Annotated in this window: 15 protein-coding genes; 6 read left to right on the top strand and 9 right to left on the bottom strand. The window is 70.3% G+C overall.

The features are described from left to right. Positions 1–103: 103 nt before the first annotated feature. From AC6JA9_RS37690 to AC6JA9_RS37680, 3 genes are all read left to right on the top strand, one after another. On the top strand, positions 104–1,831 hold the full coding sequence (locus AC6JA9_RS37690) for an alkaline phosphatase family protein (protein WP_497958587.1): 1,728 nt from the start codon (positions 104–106) through the stop codon (positions 1,829–1,831). Positions 1,832–2,335: 504 nt separating this feature from the next. Next, positions 2,336–2,899, top strand: a complete 564-nt coding sequence (locus AC6JA9_RS37685; RefSeq protein WP_046716438.1) for a regulatory protein RecX — start codon at positions 2,336–2,338, stop codon at positions 2,897–2,899. Between the two features lie 129 nt (positions 2,900–3,028). After that, positions 3,029–3,805, top strand: a complete 777-nt coding sequence (locus AC6JA9_RS37680) for an alpha/beta fold hydrolase (RefSeq protein ID WP_223782720.1) — start codon at positions 3,029–3,031, stop codon at positions 3,803–3,805. Positions 3,806–3,808: 3 nt separating this feature from the next. On the opposite strand, the gene AC6JA9_RS37675 is transcribed toward AC6JA9_RS37680, so the two are convergent. After that, positions 3,809–4,720 (bottom strand): LysR family transcriptional regulator, encoded by a 912-nt coding sequence (locus tag AC6JA9_RS37675; RefSeq protein ID WP_141326527.1) that lies wholly within the window; start codon positions 4,718–4,720, stop codon positions 3,809–3,811. A 90-nt stretch (positions 4,721–4,810) separates the two neighbouring features. On the opposite strand from AC6JA9_RS37675, the gene AC6JA9_RS37670 reads away from it, so the two are divergent. After that, positions 4,811–5,926, top strand: a complete 1,116-nt coding sequence (locus tag AC6JA9_RS37670; RefSeq protein ID WP_223750759.1) for an aldo/keto reductase — start codon at positions 4,811–4,813, stop codon at positions 5,924–5,926. Positions 5,927–5,929: 3 nt separating this feature from the next. On the opposite strand, the gene AC6JA9_RS37665 is transcribed toward AC6JA9_RS37670, so the two are convergent. The 7 genes from AC6JA9_RS37665 to AC6JA9_RS37635 all read right to left on the bottom strand — a co-directional run bounded on the left by AC6JA9_RS37665 (position 5,930) and on the right by AC6JA9_RS37635 (position 12,351). After that, a complete protein-coding gene (locus AC6JA9_RS37665; protein ID WP_408889008.1) occupies positions 5,930–6,448 on the bottom strand; it encodes a Uma2 family endonuclease in 519 nt (172 codons plus the stop codon). A gap of 121 nt (positions 6,449–6,569) precedes the next feature. Further along, on the bottom strand, positions 6,570–7,160 hold the full coding sequence (locus AC6JA9_RS37660) for a Uma2 family endonuclease (RefSeq protein WP_223750761.1): 591 nt from the start codon (positions 7,158–7,160) through the stop codon (positions 6,570–6,572). A 64-nt stretch (positions 7,161–7,224) separates the two neighbouring features. Next, positions 7,225–7,962, bottom strand: coding sequence for an SDR family oxidoreductase (locus tag AC6JA9_RS37655; RefSeq protein WP_046716433.1), 738 nt, complete (start codon positions 7,960–7,962; stop codon positions 7,225–7,227). A gap of 24 nt (positions 7,963–7,986) precedes the next feature. Further along, entirely contained in the window at positions 7,987–9,378 is a 1,392-nt protein-coding gene (locus AC6JA9_RS37650; protein ID WP_497958586.1) for an FAD-binding oxidoreductase, read from the bottom strand. Positions 9,379–9,391: 13 nt separating this feature from the next. Continuing rightward, a complete protein-coding gene (locus AC6JA9_RS37645; RefSeq protein WP_223750763.1) occupies positions 9,392–10,837 on the bottom strand; it encodes a UbiA family prenyltransferase in 1,446 nt (481 codons plus the stop codon). A gap of 75 nt (positions 10,838–10,912) precedes the next feature. Beyond that, positions 10,913–11,956 carry a class I SAM-dependent methyltransferase gene (locus tag AC6JA9_RS37640; RefSeq protein ID WP_046716431.1) on the bottom strand — a complete coding sequence of 348 codons (1,044 nt, stop codon included), beginning with the start codon at positions 11,954–11,956 and terminating at the stop codon, positions 10,913–10,915. Positions 11,957–11,967: 11 nt separating this feature from the next. Further along, a complete protein-coding gene (locus AC6JA9_RS37635; RefSeq protein ID WP_141326516.1) occupies positions 11,968–12,351 on the bottom strand; it encodes an MXAN_6627.5 family MYXO-CTERM protein in 384 nt (127 codons plus the stop codon). Between the two features lie 114 nt (positions 12,352–12,465). Between AC6JA9_RS37635 and AC6JA9_RS37630 the strand changes: the two genes are divergently transcribed. Further along, a complete protein-coding gene (locus AC6JA9_RS37630; RefSeq protein WP_223750765.1) occupies positions 12,466–13,794 on the top strand; it encodes a response regulator in 1,329 nt (442 codons plus the stop codon). Between the two features lie 73 nt (positions 13,795–13,867). On the opposite strand, the gene AC6JA9_RS37625 is transcribed toward AC6JA9_RS37630, so the two are convergent. Further along, positions 13,868–14,515: a hypothetical protein gene (locus tag AC6JA9_RS37625; RefSeq protein ID WP_223750766.1), complete on the bottom strand. Its 648-nt coding sequence runs from the start codon at positions 14,513–14,515 to the stop codon at positions 13,868–13,870. A 57-nt stretch (positions 14,516–14,572) separates the two neighbouring features. On the opposite strand from AC6JA9_RS37625, the gene AC6JA9_RS37620 reads away from it, so the two are divergent. Beyond that, positions 14,573–15,073 carry a hypothetical protein gene (locus tag AC6JA9_RS37620; protein ID WP_223750767.1) on the top strand — a complete coding sequence of 167 codons (501 nt, stop codon included), beginning with the start codon at positions 14,573–14,575 and terminating at the stop codon, positions 15,071–15,073. The last annotated feature ends 27 nt before the right edge of the window (positions 15,074–15,100 follow it).

The raw sequence follows: 15,100 nt of genomic DNA, 5'->3' as shown, positions 1-15,100 counted from the left end.
ACCATTCTATGGGATTCATCCAGTCTATCCATTGGATGGATGAGGGCCGTGGCTCGCAGGATGCCTTCCACGCCGCGGTGCTCGCGGTGGTGGAGGCGGAACCATGGCGGCTTCGTTGAGTCGGGTGCTCATGTCGGTCGGCTGTCTGCTGGGGGCGCTGGGCTCCGGAGCGGGGCAGGCGCGGGAGTCGGAGCTGTCCTCGGGCAGGGTGGGGAGGCGGCAGGTGGCGCCGCCGCGGGGTGGCTCGCGGCCGGTGGTGTCGCCGGGCGAGGAGGTGGGGGCGAGGCCGTCGCTGGTGGTGTTCCTGGTGTTCGATGGACTTCGCTACGACGACCTGGAGCGCTGGCGTCACCGCATGGGGCCGGGCGGTTTCCGTCGGCTCCTGGAGGGTGGCACCGTCTTCGATGCCGCGCGCTATCCGTACGCGACGACGAAGACGTGTCCGGGGCACGCGACGCTCGCGACAGGGGCGCTCCCCGGAGCGCACGGCATCATCTCGAACGAGTGGTACGAGCGGGAGACGGGCGCGGACGTGAGCTGTGTTCGGGACCCGGCCAGCCCGCCGCTCGATGACCCGAAGGGGAAGGGGGTGTCGCCCTGGCGGCTGCGGGTGGCGACGTTGGGAGACCGCTTGCTGGAGACGCACGGTGGCTCCTCGCGCGTGGTGTCGGTGTCACTGAAGGACCGCGCGGCCATCATGCTGGGCGGGCAGCGCGGGCAGGCGTACTGGTGGGGCGCGAAGGGCTTCACCACGAGCCGTCACCATGCGCGCGAGCTGCCGACCTGGGTGTCCGAGTTCAATCAGGCCCTGGGCTCGCGGAGGGGAGGCGCGTGGGCACGGAGTGCGGAGGCGTCCGTGTATGGCTCGCTGGGCCCGGATGATGACGCGCGCGAGCGCCCGCCCGAGGGACTGGGGCGGACGTTCCCCCATCCGCTGACCACGGAGGAGGCGTTCCTGTACACGCCGCGGGGGGCGGAGACGTTGTTCGAGCTCGCGCTCGCGGGAGTGAAGGCGGAGCAGCTGGGCAAGCGCCCCGGTGCGAGGGACTTGCTGGCCATCGGCATGTCGAGCGTGGACGTGGTGAGCCACAGCTTCGGGCCGGAGAGCCACGAGACGGTGGACATGCTCCTTCGGTTGGACCGGGCGCTGGCCGTGTTCCTGGAGGCGATGGACCGCGAGGTGGGGTTGTCGAAGGTGTTGGTCGCGATGAGCGCGGACCACGGGATGGCACCCGCGCCGGCGCGAGCCGAGCAGCGGTTGCCGGCGGAGACGGTGACGCGCGCGGTGGACGCGGCGATGGATGGGGCCTTCGGCGCGGAGGACTGGGTGGAGGCGTTCATCGCGCCGCACCTGTATCTGCGACAGGCGCGGTTGAAGGCGCGGGGTGTGTCGCTGGAGCAGGCGGTCGAGGTGGCGAAGACGGCGGCGCGGGCCGTGCCGGGAATCGCGGAGGTGGTGTCCGCCGCGGAGGTGAGCGCGGACCGGGCGGAGGGTTTTGCCCGGAGGGTGCGGCAGGAGTACGTGCCCGCGCGCTCGGGAGAGCTGGTGCTCATCGCGGACCCGCATGTGCTGCTCGCGCCGGATGACGACCATGCGAGCACGCACGGGACGCCCTACGAGTACGACACGCACGTGCCGCTCATCCTCTACGGCCAGGGGCTGCCCGCCGTGCGACATGGGCGCGCCGTGACGCCACTGGACCTGGCGCCCACGCTGGCCTCCTGGCTGGGCGTGACGCTGCCGGAGGCCTCGGGGCTGCCGCTCTGTGAGGCGCTGCCCCCACGCGCAGGCACGCCCGCTTCGTGCTCGGAGCCTGCGGCTACACGGTGATGCGAGGGGCTCGCGGCTCCGTGAGGTGCTGCCCTATGAACAGGCACGCACGCCTCGTGCTCGGAGCGCGCAGCTTCACGGTGATGCGAGGGGCTCGCGGTGATGCTGAAGCCACCGTGAGGCGCTGCCCCCACGAATCGGCACGCCTGCTTCATGTTCGTAGCGCGCGGCCATACCGTGATGCGGGGAGTGTTCGCGGCAGTGCTCCAGGCCCTGTGACCCCGCAGTCCTGCTCTCCCGCTGATGCTCCGCGCAAGTGAAGGAAAGAGGGCGTGCGGTGGTGCGCGAGGGGCAGTGACTTCGCGGGTCCGCTCGGTGGCCCGACCTCCCTGCGAGGCGATGGCTCGCTGGGGCGTGGACCCCGTCGTCCGGGCGGCGCTGTCATCCGCGCGTCCTCGGCAGTGGGGGAGGCGGACGAGGCGCCTGCTCGTCCGTCCGCCCTCGTTTCGTCGGGGTATCACCCGAGCGGCGTCTTCGTCGGACCGCCCTGATAGATAGGGCGGCGTGGAAGACGACCGAACCGGACAGGACAGCAGGCCCCCGAGGAAGCAGAAGCGACCCCGGAAGGTGTCCGCTCGCTACCTGGAGAACGCGGCGCTGCACTACTTGAAGCGCTACGCCTCCACGGTGAGCCAGCTCAAGCGCGTGCTGGTGCGCCGCGTGGACCGCTCGGTGAAGGAGCACGGCGGGGACCGCGCGGAGGCGCTCGGGTGGATTGACGCGCTCACGCAGAAGCTCATCCGCAACGGCCTCATCAACGATGATGCCTACGCGGGCATGAAGGCGCAGTCGCTGCGCGCGGCCGGGCGCAGCACGCGGGTGATTGCGCAGAAGCTGCGGATGAAGGGCGTGGCCGCGGACCTGGTGCAGCGCAAGCTGGCGCAGGCCACCGCGGAGGTCTCCGACGAGGACGCCGCGCGCATCTGGGCCCGGAAGAAGCGCCTGGGCCCCTTTCGCAAGAACCTGGCGACGCGCGAGGAGAACCGTCAGAGGGATTTGGCCTCCCTGGCGCGCGCGGGCTTCTCGTTCGGGATTGCGAAGAAGATCATCGACGGGTCGCTCGACTGAGCATGGCCGTGCGCGGCCCGTGATGCCGTGAAGCAGTTTTGCGCGAAAGAACGAAGCTATCAAGTCGCGCCGCGTTCCCGTACGTCCCCGCGCGACCGGAATGTCTCCGGTCACGCACGGGGGCATGGGATGAACGCGACGCGAGAGACGCGCACAGTCACGCTGGAGGACCTGCGGCTGCACTGCACGCTGCTGGGCGAGGGGCCTCCGTTGCTCCTCCTTCACGGCTTCACCGGTGCGGGCGAGGACTGGGGCCACGTGTTCGACCTGGACGCGCTGGCCCGTGAGTACCGGCTCGTCATCCCCGACCTGCGAGGCCACGGCCGGAGCCACAATCCCTCGGAGGACTTCACCACGCGCCAGTGCGCGACGGATGTCCTCGCGCTCCTGGACGCGCTGGGCATCGAGCGGTGCCGAGCCATCGGGATGAGCCTGGGTGGCAACACGCTGCTTCACGTCGCCACGCGAGCACCCGCGCGCGTGGAGCGGATGGTGCTGGTCTCCAGCACGCCGTACTACCCCGCGTCGGCCCGCCGCATCATGGCGACCTACACGGAGGCGTCGCGCTCGGAGGCGGAGTGGGCGGACCTGCGCTCGAAGCACGTACACGGAGACGCGCAGATTCGAGCCCTGTGGCGACATGTCCGAGGCTTCGCGGACAGCTTCGATGACATGAGCTTCACGCCGCCGCACCTGGGAACGGTGCGCGCGCCGACGCTGCTCGTCCAGGGAGACCAGGACCCGCTCTATCCGGTGGAGCTGACGGTGGAGCTGCACCGCTCCATTCCGGAGTCCCGCTTGTGGGTCGTCCCCGGTGAAGGCCATGTCCCGCTCTTCGGGGCGTGGCGTGAGGTCTTCGTCCGCACGGCGCTGGCGTTCCTTTCGGGGCCGACGCCCACGGGGTGAGCCTCAGGCGCGTGTGGGCGTGGGAAGCATCTTCCGCGCGAGCGCGACGAAGGCCTTCAGCGCGGGTGAGGCGCGAGCCCGGTGGGGGTAGTACAGGAAGAGGCCCGGGACGGAGGGTGCCCAGTCTTCCAGCACGGCCCGCAGCGTCCCCTCGCGCAACGCCGGGGTGAGCTCCGGCTCGGCGAGGTACGCCAGGCCCACGCCCGCCACGGCCATGCGCCGCGTGAACTGCGAGTCGTCCGTGACGAGCGGCCCCTTCACCGCGATGCGCAGCTGCTTGCGCCCGCGCTCCAGCTCCCAGTGGTACGGCAGGCCCGTGGTGGGGGCGCGGTAGCCGATGCACTCGTGCTGCGCCAGGTCCGCGGGGCGCGTCGGCGTCCCATGCTTCTTCAGGTAGGCCGGCGAGCCGACGATGAGGAAGCGGAAGGAGGGCGACAGGCGCAGCTGCACCATGTCGCGCTCCACGGACTCCGTCAGCCGCAGTCCCGCGTCGAGCCCCTCCGTCACGATGTTCACGAACCGGTCCGTGACCCGGACGTCGACGCGGACATGGGGGTGCTCCTGGATGAAGCGGGGGATGACAGGCTCGATGACGGTGGCGAGCCCCATCACGGGCACCGTGAGCCGGAGCGTGCCGCTGATTTCGGACACGTCCGCGGACAGGTGCTCCAGCGCGCCCAGCGCCGACTCCAGTCCTGGCCCCGCGCGCTCCAGCAGGCGCTGCCCCATGTCCGTGAGCGACACGCTGCGCGTGGTGCGGGAGAGCAGGGCGCCGCCCACGCGCTCCTCCAGCATGCGCACCGTCTGGCTCACCGCGGACGTGGAGACGCGAAGCTCCTTGCCCGCGCGCGTGAAGCTCTTGTGCCGGGCGACGGCGACGAACACGGCGAGCTCGTTCAGGGGTGTCAGGGCCATTGTGAAGCCATCCTAAACAGTGTTTGCGATTCCAGTCTCTTCTCGAAAAAGCCCGTGGGCGGCAGTTTGAGGTCAGCCACGGAGGCACGCATGACGACGACGAACCGCATCGACACGCTGTCGAGGTACCACCTGCTGGGCCGCTCGGGCCTGCGGGTGAGCCCGCTCGCGCTGGGGGCCATGACATTCGGCACGGAGTGGGGTTGGGGCAGCCCCAAGGACACGGCGCACCGGCTGCTGGCCCGCTACCTGGAGGCGGGCGGCAACTTCATCGACACGGCGGATGGGTACACGGGCGGCACGAGCGAGGCGTTCATCGGGGACTACTTCGCGGAGCACGGCGGACGGGACAGCGCCGTCATCGCGACGAAGTTCACGGTGAACACGATTCCCGGGGACCCGAACGCGGGCGGCAATGGGCGCAAGAACCTCCGGCGCTCGCTGGAGGCGTCGCTGCGTCGGTTGAAGACGGACTACGTGGACCTGTACTGGCTGCACGCGTGGGACGGAATCACGCCGCTCGAGGAGGTGATGTCCACGATGACGGACCTCGTGCGCTCGGGGAAGGTCCGCTACATCGGGCTCTCGGACGTGCCGGCCTGGTACTTCGCGCGGGCGCAGACGCTGGCGGAGAAGGAGGGGTGGGAGCGGGTGGCCGCGTTGCAGCTCGAGTACTCGCTGGTGGAGCGCAACATCGAGCGCGAGCACATCCCGGCCGCGTTGCAGCTGGGCGCGAGCATCACGCCGTGGAGTCCGCTGGCCTCGGGGTTGTTGTCGGGCAAGTACACGCGGGAGCGCGGCGTGGTGAAGGGGGATGGGCGCGTGGCGGCCATCCAGGGGGGAGGGAACCCGGGCTTCGAGAAGCTCTTCACGGAGCGCAACTGGGGCATCGTGGAGGCGCTGCTGGAGGTGGCGCGGGAGCTGGACAGGCCGCCGGCGCAGGTGGCGCTGGCGTGGGTGACGCGGCGGCCGGGCGTGGCGTCGACCATCATCGGGGCGACGAAGCCGGAGCAGCTGGAGGCGAACCTGCGCGCGCTGGACGTGGTGATTCCGGAGGCGCAGGCGGCGAAGCTGGAGGCGGCGAGCCGTCCGGAGCTCGTCCACCCGTACCACTTCTTCGAGAACGAGTTCTTCACCAGCGGCATGTTCACGGGAGGCACGTCCGTGCGAGCGGAGCCCACGTGGTTCCGCCCGGCGGCGCGCTGAGCCTCAAGGCATGGGACGCTGGAGCGAGCGCCACAGCCAGCTCCAGCGCAGCGGCAGGTCCTCGAAGGGCGGGACGCGGATGAGGTCCTCGTGCTCGTGATGGACGGCCACCTCGCTCCAGTGGCCCTCGCGCAGCTCGCTCACGGTGAGCGTGCGCGCCTCCAGGTCGATGAGCCACAGGTGGCGGATTCCGAGCCTCGCGTAGAACGGACGCTTGATGCGCACGTCGTACGAGCGGGTGGACAGCGACAGGATTTCACAGACCCAGTCGGGCACGGTGGTCCACTGTCGCTCGGGGAGCGTGGGGACGCGCTCGCGTCGCCAGCCGGCGAGGTCGGGGATGAACTCGGGAGAGCCCTCGGCCTGGATGCCGGGCTCGACCATGAGCCACCAGCCGCCCGGGCCGGGATTGCCGAGCTGGAAGGGACCATCCAGCTCGCCGAAGAGTCTCAAGCCCAGATACACATGTCCGCCCCCGGGGCGGGCATGCGTGTACAGCGCACCATCGATGATCTCGCCCACGACGCCCTCGGGCAGAGCCTCAATGTCGGCGAGGGTCGCGACCCCCTCTGTTTCGCGTTTGCCGTAGGCCATGCCCCGAGTGTGGAGATAGCAGAGTCGTCTGACAAGCCGACGTGGGAGGCTATGTCCCGGAGGTGGGCTCCAGGAGCGGCCAGAGCTCGCCGAGCCTCAACTCGAGGTCCTCGAACGGAGGCACTCGGATGACGTCCTCATCGCAGTAGGTCCCGACCTCCACCCACTGTCCCTCGCGCAGCTCGCTCACCAGCAAGGTGCGTGCGTCCAGGTCGATGAACCACAGATGCTTGATGCCTATCCGCGCGTAGAAGGGGCGCTTGATGCGCAGGTCGTAGGCGCGCGTCGATGGCGACAGGACTTCACAGGCCCAGTCGGGCGCGACGAGCCACGAGCCCGTCGGAATCCTCGCCACCCGGTCCTTCCTCCACCCCGCGACATCCGGAATGAACTCAGGAGAGCCCTCCAGTCGGATACCGGGCTCCACTTGAATCCACCAACCTCCAGGCCCACCTCGCCCCTGCTGGAAGGGCCCTCGGAGTGCGGCAAACAGGCCGCCCAGCGTGTCCATATGCCCAGCACGCGGCTGGGCATGCACATACAACGTTCCCTCGATGATCTCGCCCACGACGCCCTCGGGCAGAGCCTCGATGTCGGCGAGGGTCGCGACACCCTCTGTTTCGCGTTTGCCGTAGGCCATGCCCCGAGTGTGGAGATAGCAAAGCCGTCTGACAAGCAGCGCCGCTCCCGGCGTCCGTTTACAGCTAGAGCTTCAACTTCTTGAACACGGATTCCGGGATGCTCTTGATGATGAGCATGATGAGCGCCCAGATGCCGGGGACGTAGACCTCGTTCTTGCGCCCGTCCGCCGCGCTCAGGAGTCCGCGCGCCACCTTCTCCGGCGAGGCGAACAGCTTGTTCTTCGGGATGTGCGCCGTCATCGGCGTGTCCACGAAGCCGGGCTTCACCGTCACCACCGCCACGTTGGACTTCGCCAGCCGGTTGCGCAGGCCCTGGAGGAACACGTTCAGCGCGCCCTTCGACGCGCCGTACACGTAGTTGCTCTGCCGGCCGCGGTCTCCCGCCACCGACGAAATCACCACCAGCGTGCCCGCCTTCTGCGCCTCGAAGCGGTTCGCCAGCGCCGTCAGGAGCGACACCGCGCTCAGGAAGTTGGTGCGCAGCACCGCCTCCGTCGCCGCCCACGAGCGCTGCGCCTCCGTCTGGTCTCCCAGCACCCCGTGCGCCAGCACCACGCCGTCCAGCCCGCCCAGCGCCTGGAACGCCCCGTCCACCAGCGCCTCGTGCGCGCTGAAGTCATTCAGGTCGAGCGCCTTCGACTCCACCTTCGCGGCGCCCCGCGTGGCGGCATCCTTCGCCACCGCGTCCAGGTTCTCCACGTTGCGGCCCACCAGGTACAGCGAGGCACCGCGCGCGGCGAGCAGTCTCACCGTCGCCTGGGCAATGGCGCTGGTGGCGCCGAGGACGAGCACTTTCTTCATGGGGCTTGGAATCTCGAAGAGGGGTCAGCGAAGCGCAAGCAGGGATTGCGGCGCGGCGGCTCCGCCCTTCCGCTCCGACTCCAGCGAGAAGGGCAGGGCCACCGGGTTCATCCGCCGCCAGAAGGACGAGGAGAAGGCCGGGTCGATGTAGCCCGCGAACTGCGCGCGGAGCGGGAAGTACGCCGCGAAGCTCTCCGGGCTCATCCGCGCGTCCTTCGCCGGATACACCGCGCCGCCCGCCTCGCGCGTGAGCTTGTCCAGGTCCTCCACCAACCGGTACGTCTTCTCCCCCCGGTTGGCGAAGTCCATGGCCAGCGTCACGCCCTGGCGCGGGAAGGACAGCCACCCTGGAGAGGGGATGTCACCGAAGGTCTTCAACACCGACAGGAAGCTGGGCAGCGCGCCGCGCGAGCTGCGCTCCAGGATTTCCTTCAGCGCGTCGCGCGCCGTCGCGTACGGCACCACGCACTGGAACTGGAGGAAGCCACGCCGGCCGTAGATGCGGTTCCAGCCATAGATGGCATCCAGCGGATAGAAGAACGGGTCGTAGTGCGTCAGCCGCTGCTTCGGCTTGCCGTTCTGCCGGTGGAAGTACAGCCAGTTGAACGCCGACACCGACAGCCGGTTGAGGCAGAACGCCGGCATGTCCATGGGCACCGCCAGCCCCATGCCGTGCGACAGGTGGCTCTTCGCCAACGGCAGCCGGTCGAACTGCGGCGGCGCGAAGTTGCCCCGGTAGAGCAGCCCGCGCCCCAGCTTCCGGCCCCGCGCCAGGCAGTCCACCCACGCCATGGTGAACTCGTGGTCCGCCTCGGACTCGCGCGCCACGACCAGGAACTCATCCAGGTTCCCGAAGGGCACCGTCTCCTGCAACACGAACGGGTTGCTGATGGGCTTGAGCTGCACCTCCGCCCACGTGACGAGCCCGGTGAGCCCCAGGCCCCCAATCGTCGCCCCGTACCAATCCGGGTTCTCGTCCGGCGCGCACACCCGGCGGCTGCCATCCGAGCGCAAGAGCTCGAAGCGGCGCACGTACCGGCCGAACGTCCCGCCACGGTGGTGGTTCTTGCCGTGCACGTCGTTGGCGATGGCGCCGCCCACCGTCACGTACTTGGTGCCCGGCGTCACCGGCAGGAACCAGCCGCGCGGCACCGCCAGACGCAACAGCGTGTCCAGCGACACGCCCGCCTCGCAGCGCACCACGCCCGTCGCCGCGTCGAACGCGATGAGCCGGTCCAGCCCGGAGGTGAGCAGCAGCGTGCCGCCCCCGTTCAGACACGAGTCGCCATAGCTGCGCCCCAGCCCGTGCGGCAGCACCGCGCCGGACACCTCGGGCAGCGCGTCCGAGCGCCACGTCAGCGCGTGCGTGCGCTGCTCGACTCGGGGATAGCGTCCCCAGGACTCCAGTGCCTTCATCGCGCAAGCCCTCTCACGTGGCCGCCCACAGCACCAGGGCCGCGACCAGCCCCACCGCGTAGCTCACCCGGTCCCTCAGCGCGAAGACGAGCGGGTCCTCGTTCACCTGCCCGCGATGCGCCAGCACCCAGATGCGGCCCACCCAGTACAGCATCACCGGGCACAAGAGCCACAGCCGCTCGGGGTGGTCGTAGTACACCGTCACCTCCTTCGAGGTGATGTACAGCGCCAGCACCAGCACCGACACCTGGCCCGCCGCCGCGCCCAGGCTGGCCAGCTGCTCGTAGTCCTGCGCCAGGTAGCCTCGCCCGTGCGCGGAGGTCTCGTTGGACAGCCGGAGCCTGCGCACCTCGGAAAGCCGCTTCACCAGCGCCAGCGACAGGAACAGGAACATGCTGAACATCAACAGCCAGCTCGACGTGGGCACGCCCACCGCCAGCGAGCCGCCGAAGATGCGCACCGTGTACAGGCCCGCCAGCACCAGCACGTCCAGCATCACCACCTGCTTGAGCCTCAGCGAGTACGCCAGGGTCAGCGCGTAGTACGTCGCCAGGAGCGCCGCGAAGGCGGGCGGCAACAACAGACACACCGCCGCGCCCGCCAGCAGCAGGAGGGGCGCCATCACCACCCCCACGCTCACCGGCAGCGTGCACGCCGCGAACGGACGGTTCTTCTTCGTCGGGTGCCGCCGGTCGGAGTCCAGGTCCAACAGGTCATTGAGCACGTACACGCTGGACGCGCACAGGCTGAACGCCACGAAACCCAACACCGCCTTGAGCAGCAGGTCCGGCGACGCGGCCTTGTGCGCGGCGAGCAGCGGCACGAACACCAGCGCGTTCTTCGCCCACTGGTGCACGCGCAGCGCCTTCACCCAGACGCGGGGGCTTGTCCTCGGCTTCTCGAAGACGCGGTGCACCGCGCGCCCCAGCCCGTGCGCCTGCTTCAGCACGCCCGAGGGCGCGTGCACCACCACCACCTGCCGCGACTCGCGCCACAAGGGCACGTCCACCGCGTCGTTGCCCGCGTAGTCGAACGTGCCGAGCGACGCCTTCAGCTTCGCGAGCTTGCGCGCCCCGGACAGGTTCTCCCGGCCGTCGCTCGCGTGCACCTCGGCGAACAGCCCCAGGTGCGAGGCCACGGCCTGCGCGATGCGCTGGTCCGCCGCGGTGGCGAGCACCAGCCTGCGCCCTTTCGCCTTCTCCTCCTGGAGGAAGCCGAGCAGCTCCTCGTTATAGGGCAGCAGCGAGGCGTCCAGCGCGGCGCGCCGGGCCACCTCCGCCTTGAAGTACGCCTTGCCCTTGAGGACCCACAGGGGAAGGAGCAGCACCAGCCAGGGCGCGCGCTTGAAGAGGACGAGCAGGTTCTCGTGCAGCGTGTCGGTACGCACCAGCGTCCCGTCGAGGTCGACGGCGAGCGCCACGTCTGGCGAATCAGCGGAGAGGGGAGTCTCGGGAACCATGGGCAACGGGAGGCGCAGGGTAGCCCATCGGCGCCGTCTCCAGGGGGCGGAAGGACGTGCCCGCCCGGACGAGACTCAGTCGAGCCGCGCCACGTGCAGCGTCTGCAGGGGCAGGTGGCGGATGGGCCGGCTGCTCTCGATGCGATAGCCCGCGTCGTCCAGGAAGCCCTCCACCTCGGCGGGCGTGTACGCCGCCGCGCCCGACGTCACGAAGTAGTGCAGGCCGATGAGCGGCGCGGAGCTGGAGGGGTCCTGGATGTCCTCGCGCAGGTACTCGAGCACCGCCAGCGTCCCCTTCGGCGCCAGCGCCCCCCGGATGCGGCGCAGGAGCGCCACGTTCTGCGCGGGCGTCAGGTGGTGCATCACCTGGAACAGCAGCACCCCGTCATACGGGCCGCCCAGGTCCGCGGTGAGGATGTCCCCGGCCTGGTGGGTGACCAGGTGGCTCAGCCCCGCGCAGGCGATGATGTCCCGCCCCACGCGCACGCTGCCCTCCAGGTCCAGCACCGTCGCCTTCAGGCCCCGGTTGCGCCGGCACATCTCCGCCGCGAACCAGCCGTGCGCCCCGCCCAAATCCAAGAGCGTCTTCGCGCCCCGGGGCAGGGGGATGGCGCTCGTCACCTCGGGGGCCGCCAGCCGGGCGAGCTGGTGCATGGCGTGGATGTAGTCACGCCAGCGCGGGTCCTCGGGGGCGAAGCCGTGGATGTCCACCGCCTCGCCCGTGCGCACCACGCCCTCCACCTGGCTCCACCAGTCCCACTGCGCGTAGTTGAACTCCAGGAACGCCCCCACGTACTGGGGCGAGCGCGGGTCCAGCCACCGCTTCGAGCGGGGCGCCAGCCGGTAGCGGCCGTCGCGCTGCCGCTCCACCGCCTCACAGGCGATGAGGGCCTCCAGCAGCGAGCGCATCCCCTCGGGGGACAGCTTCAGCCGGGCGGCCAGCGCCTCGGAGGTCGCCGCGCCGTCCGCCAGCGCGCCGTACACCCCCAGCCGCACCCCCGCCATCAGCGTGCGCGAGGCCATCATCCCGAAGAAGGCATGGGCCAGGGGCTTGGGGGCCAGGTTGAGCCAGTCCGCCACGCGCTCCAGCAGGTTGTCCGCCTTGAGGCCCAGCCGCATGCACGCGTCCCCTATCCTCGGTTGCGCCGGGGCCGGGCCAGTCCGACCAGACCCACCAGCACCAGCGCACCCTCCGCGCCCATCAGACAGCCTACCTGCTCCGCCTTGCGCACACCCGTGTAACGGCACTTCCCGTCATCACAGGTGAAGCGCGCCGAACAGTCGCCGCTGTGGCGGCAGACGGTGTTCACCCGCCCGGTGCCGTCCTCGCCCTCCGGGTTGTCGCGGTCCGGCCCGCCCTCGCCGGAGGAGGCGTCCGGCAGGGGGATGATGATGCCCCCGTCGGCGCCCGCGTCGTCGGCGGACCAGGCCCACGCGAGCGCGGGGGACACGAGGGACAGGCACGCCAGCAGACCGAGGGTCCGGGCACGGAACAGGTGACGGAGAGAGGCCATGACGGGGTCGTCACCCTAACCGCCCGGCGGCACAGATGCATCCACCGTGGAAAGGGGAGGCCGGGGGTAGATTGTCCCACCCCCTGGCTGGCATCTGGTAGCGTACGGCCCGCGATGGCCGCCCCCAGAATCCTCGTCGTCGATGACAACCCGGAGCTTCTCTCCCTCCTCACGCAGCTCTTCGAGGACGCGGGCTACGAGGTCGTCGGCGCCAGCCGCGGCAAGCAGGCCATCGAGGTGGCCAAGGCGAATCCCCCCGGCGCGGCCGTCTTGGACATCCTGCTGCCGGACATGATGGGCTATCCGCTGGCGGACGCGCTGCGCAAGGACAACCCGCAGCTGCCGCTGCTCTTCATCACCGGCGTCTTCAAGGGCGGCAAGCACGCGCTGGAGGCGCGCCAGAAGTACCAGGCGGCCGGCTACTTCGAGAAACCCTTCGAGGCGCAGAAGCTCCTGGAGGCCGTCACCAAGGTCCTCGCCCCCGAGAAGAAGGCCCCACCCGCGGGCTCGCTCCAGGACGCCTTCGAGGTGGAGCTGGACATCGACGTGGAGGAGGAGGGCCCCCAGGACGTCATGGAGCTGACGGGCCGCATCAAGGTGACGGGCGGCGGCAACATCACCGCGGAGATTCGCGGCGCCAACCTCACCGCCAGCCCCATGCAGAAGGTGCCGGCCACCCAGGTGCGGCCGCCCACGCCGGGCCGTCCCCCGGACCAGCCGCCCCCGGGCTCGGGCGCGCCGGGCAGCCGCCGGGGCGAGCTGAAGGACAACCTGCCCTCGCTGCTCACCGCCTACTACCTGTCCCGGGAGACGGGCGAGCTGGGCATCCAGAAGGGCAAGGTGAAGAAGGTCGTCTACTTCGAGAAGGGCATGCCCGTGTTCGCCCTCTCCAACCTGCTCGCGGACCGCTTCGGCCAGTTCCTGGTCCGCGTGGGGAAGATCAAGCCCGAGCAGCTCCAGGACGCCTCCGCCGTGGCGGGACAGACCAACCGCCGCACAGGCGACGTGCTGGTGGAGCGCGGGCTGCTCAAGGACACCGAGCGGCTGTACTACGTGGGCCAGCAGGTGAAGGCGGTCATCTACTCGCTCTTCGCCTGGGATGAAGCCACGTACGTGATGAGCTTCCGGGAGAAGGCCAGCGCGGAGTCCATCAAGCTGGACGTGCACCCCGGCAACCTCATCGTCCGCGGCATCAAGAAGCTCTACAAGCCGGAGCGCCTGCGTCGGCTGTTGCAGCCCGAGGACCGGCTCATCCCGGCGGTGGCTCCCTCGTACCAGTTCAACGAGGTGGAGCTGGAGCGGTGGGAGGCGGAGCTGCTGCCGAAGATCGACGGCATCCGCACGGTGGCGGAGCTGCTCGCGTTCGCCAACCGCCCCGAGCACGTCGTCTACGGGTTCCTGGTGGCGATGATGTCGCTGGGCATCCTGGAGAAGCGCTCGTAGGCCTCGTGGGCCCGGGCGTCGTCCTCGACGAGAGGGGACGCCCGTGGAGCCCCGAGGGAGTTTCGGGAGGTGCTCAGCCGCCCGTCAGGCGGGAGCCGATCCAGAACAGGCCGAGCGCGCCGGAGGCCAGCGCCACCGCGCGCTGGACCCAGGCGGTGATGCGCGCGTTGAGGCGGGTGAGGCCCTCGGCGAAGAGCAGGCCCACCGCGCCCATGCCGATGAGGATGCCCAGGGCGAAGCCGGGCAGGTAGGTCCACGCGGCCAGGCTCATGCTGCCGCCGACGAGCAGCGGGGGCAGGGCGAGCAGCAGCGAGCGCACGCCGCTGACGGCCATCAGCGCGCCGGCGGCGGTGCTGACGGTGTGCACGTGCTGGTGGGGCTCCTTCGCGTGGCCGGGCAGGTGGGGGTGGCCGTGGTCCAGGCTGTTGGGGAAGAGCAGGGCGGTGACGGCGAGCGCCACCAGCACGGCGCCGCCGAAGATTTCGGCCCAGCGCTCGAAGGTCTCCGAAAGGCCCACGCCGGCCAGCAGGCACACCGCGGCGATGCCGCCCAGCATGGCCGCGTGCCCCAGCGCGAAGCGGAAGGCGGTGATGATGGCCGCCTTGCGCCGGCCGCCGTTCAGGGTTCCGAGCGTCGCCACGGCGGCGCAATGGTCCGGCCCCACGGCATGGAGCAGGCCCTGGAACAGACCGAGCAGGAAGGCGAGGAGGATGGGCGGCACGGCCCGTCACCCTAGCCGCGCTTCCCTCCAGAGGCCAGCAGGAGGTACCTACGCAGCATGTGGACTGCCTTCCAGCGGCCTGCCGCCGCGCTCTCAATCCTGCTGTGCCTGGTGTTCTCCACCGGGTGTGACTCCGGCCCCGAGAAGCTGCGCGAGGCCGACGTGAAGTACCAGGCCCTGGTGGACCAGGGCGTGCGTCCCACGGACCCGGCCTGGGACGAGGTCGTCGCGGCGCTGGAGGCGGTGCCCAAGGACTCGCGCTCCCGTCCGGAAGCCGACAAGCGGCTGGCGGCCATCCGGGGCCTGCGGGGCAAGCTGCCCCCGCGTCCGCTGGCGACCCCGGGCGCGACGGGCCCCGGCACCGACGACTCCGACGCCAAGCGCGCCGCGTGCGAGGCGCTGGCGAAGAAGCTGGGCGTGGCGGATGACGCCGCGCGCGAGCCGCTGCAGGCGGCGTTGACGCAGTGTCAGAAGGAGCTGGTGCGCATCGAGTCGCACAGCCACCCGCCGGGGGAGCATGGCCACGAGCACGGCCATGAGGCGCCCGCGACGAAGTAGCGCGCGTGGGGGAGATTGAGAACGTGC

The sequence above is a fragment of the Myxococcus sp. MH1 genome (assembly GCF_059738865.1).
This window is presented reverse-complemented; position numbering and strand designations above follow the sequence as displayed.

Excerpts from the sequence above, each read along its gene's own strand:
- AC6JA9_RS37690 (WP_497958587.1), top strand. The coding sequence starts at position 104 with ATGGCGGCTTCGTTGAGTCGGGTGCTCATGTCGGTCGGCTGTCTGCTG.
- AC6JA9_RS37680 (WP_223782720.1), top strand. The coding sequence starts at position 3,029 with ATGAACGCGACGCGAGAGACGCGCACAGTCACGCTGGAGGACCTGCGG.
- AC6JA9_RS37675 (WP_141326527.1), bottom strand. The coding sequence starts at position 4,720 with ATGGCCCTGACACCCCTGAACGAGCTCGCCGTGTTCGTCGCCGTCGCC.
- AC6JA9_RS37670 (WP_223750759.1), top strand. The coding sequence starts at position 4,811 with ATGACGACGACGAACCGCATCGACACGCTGTCGAGGTACCACCTGCTG.
- AC6JA9_RS37660 (WP_223750761.1), bottom strand. The coding sequence starts at position 7,160 with ATGGCCTACGGCAAACGCGAAACAGAGGGTGTCGCGACCCTCGCCGAC.
- AC6JA9_RS37655 (WP_046716433.1), bottom strand. The coding sequence starts at position 7,962 with ATGAAGAAAGTGCTCGTCCTCGGCGCCACCAGCGCCATTGCCCAGGCG.
- AC6JA9_RS37650 (WP_497958586.1), bottom strand. The coding sequence starts at position 9,378 with ATGAAGGCACTGGAGTCCTGGGGACGCTATCCCCGAGTCGAGCAGCGC.
- AC6JA9_RS37645 (WP_223750763.1), bottom strand. The coding sequence starts at position 10,837 with ATGGTTCCCGAGACTCCCCTCTCCGCTGATTCGCCAGACGTGGCGCTC.
- AC6JA9_RS37640 (WP_046716431.1), bottom strand. The coding sequence starts at position 11,956 with ATGCGGCTGGGCCTCAAGGCGGACAACCTGCTGGAGCGCGTGGCGGAC.
- AC6JA9_RS37635 (WP_141326516.1), bottom strand. The coding sequence starts at position 12,351 with ATGGCCTCTCTCCGTCACCTGTTCCGTGCCCGGACCCTCGGTCTGCTG.
- AC6JA9_RS37630 (WP_223750765.1), top strand. The coding sequence starts at position 12,466 with ATGGCCGCCCCCAGAATCCTCGTCGTCGATGACAACCCGGAGCTTCTC.
- AC6JA9_RS37620 (WP_223750767.1), top strand. The coding sequence starts at position 14,573 with ATGTGGACTGCCTTCCAGCGGCCTGCCGCCGCGCTCTCAATCCTGCTG.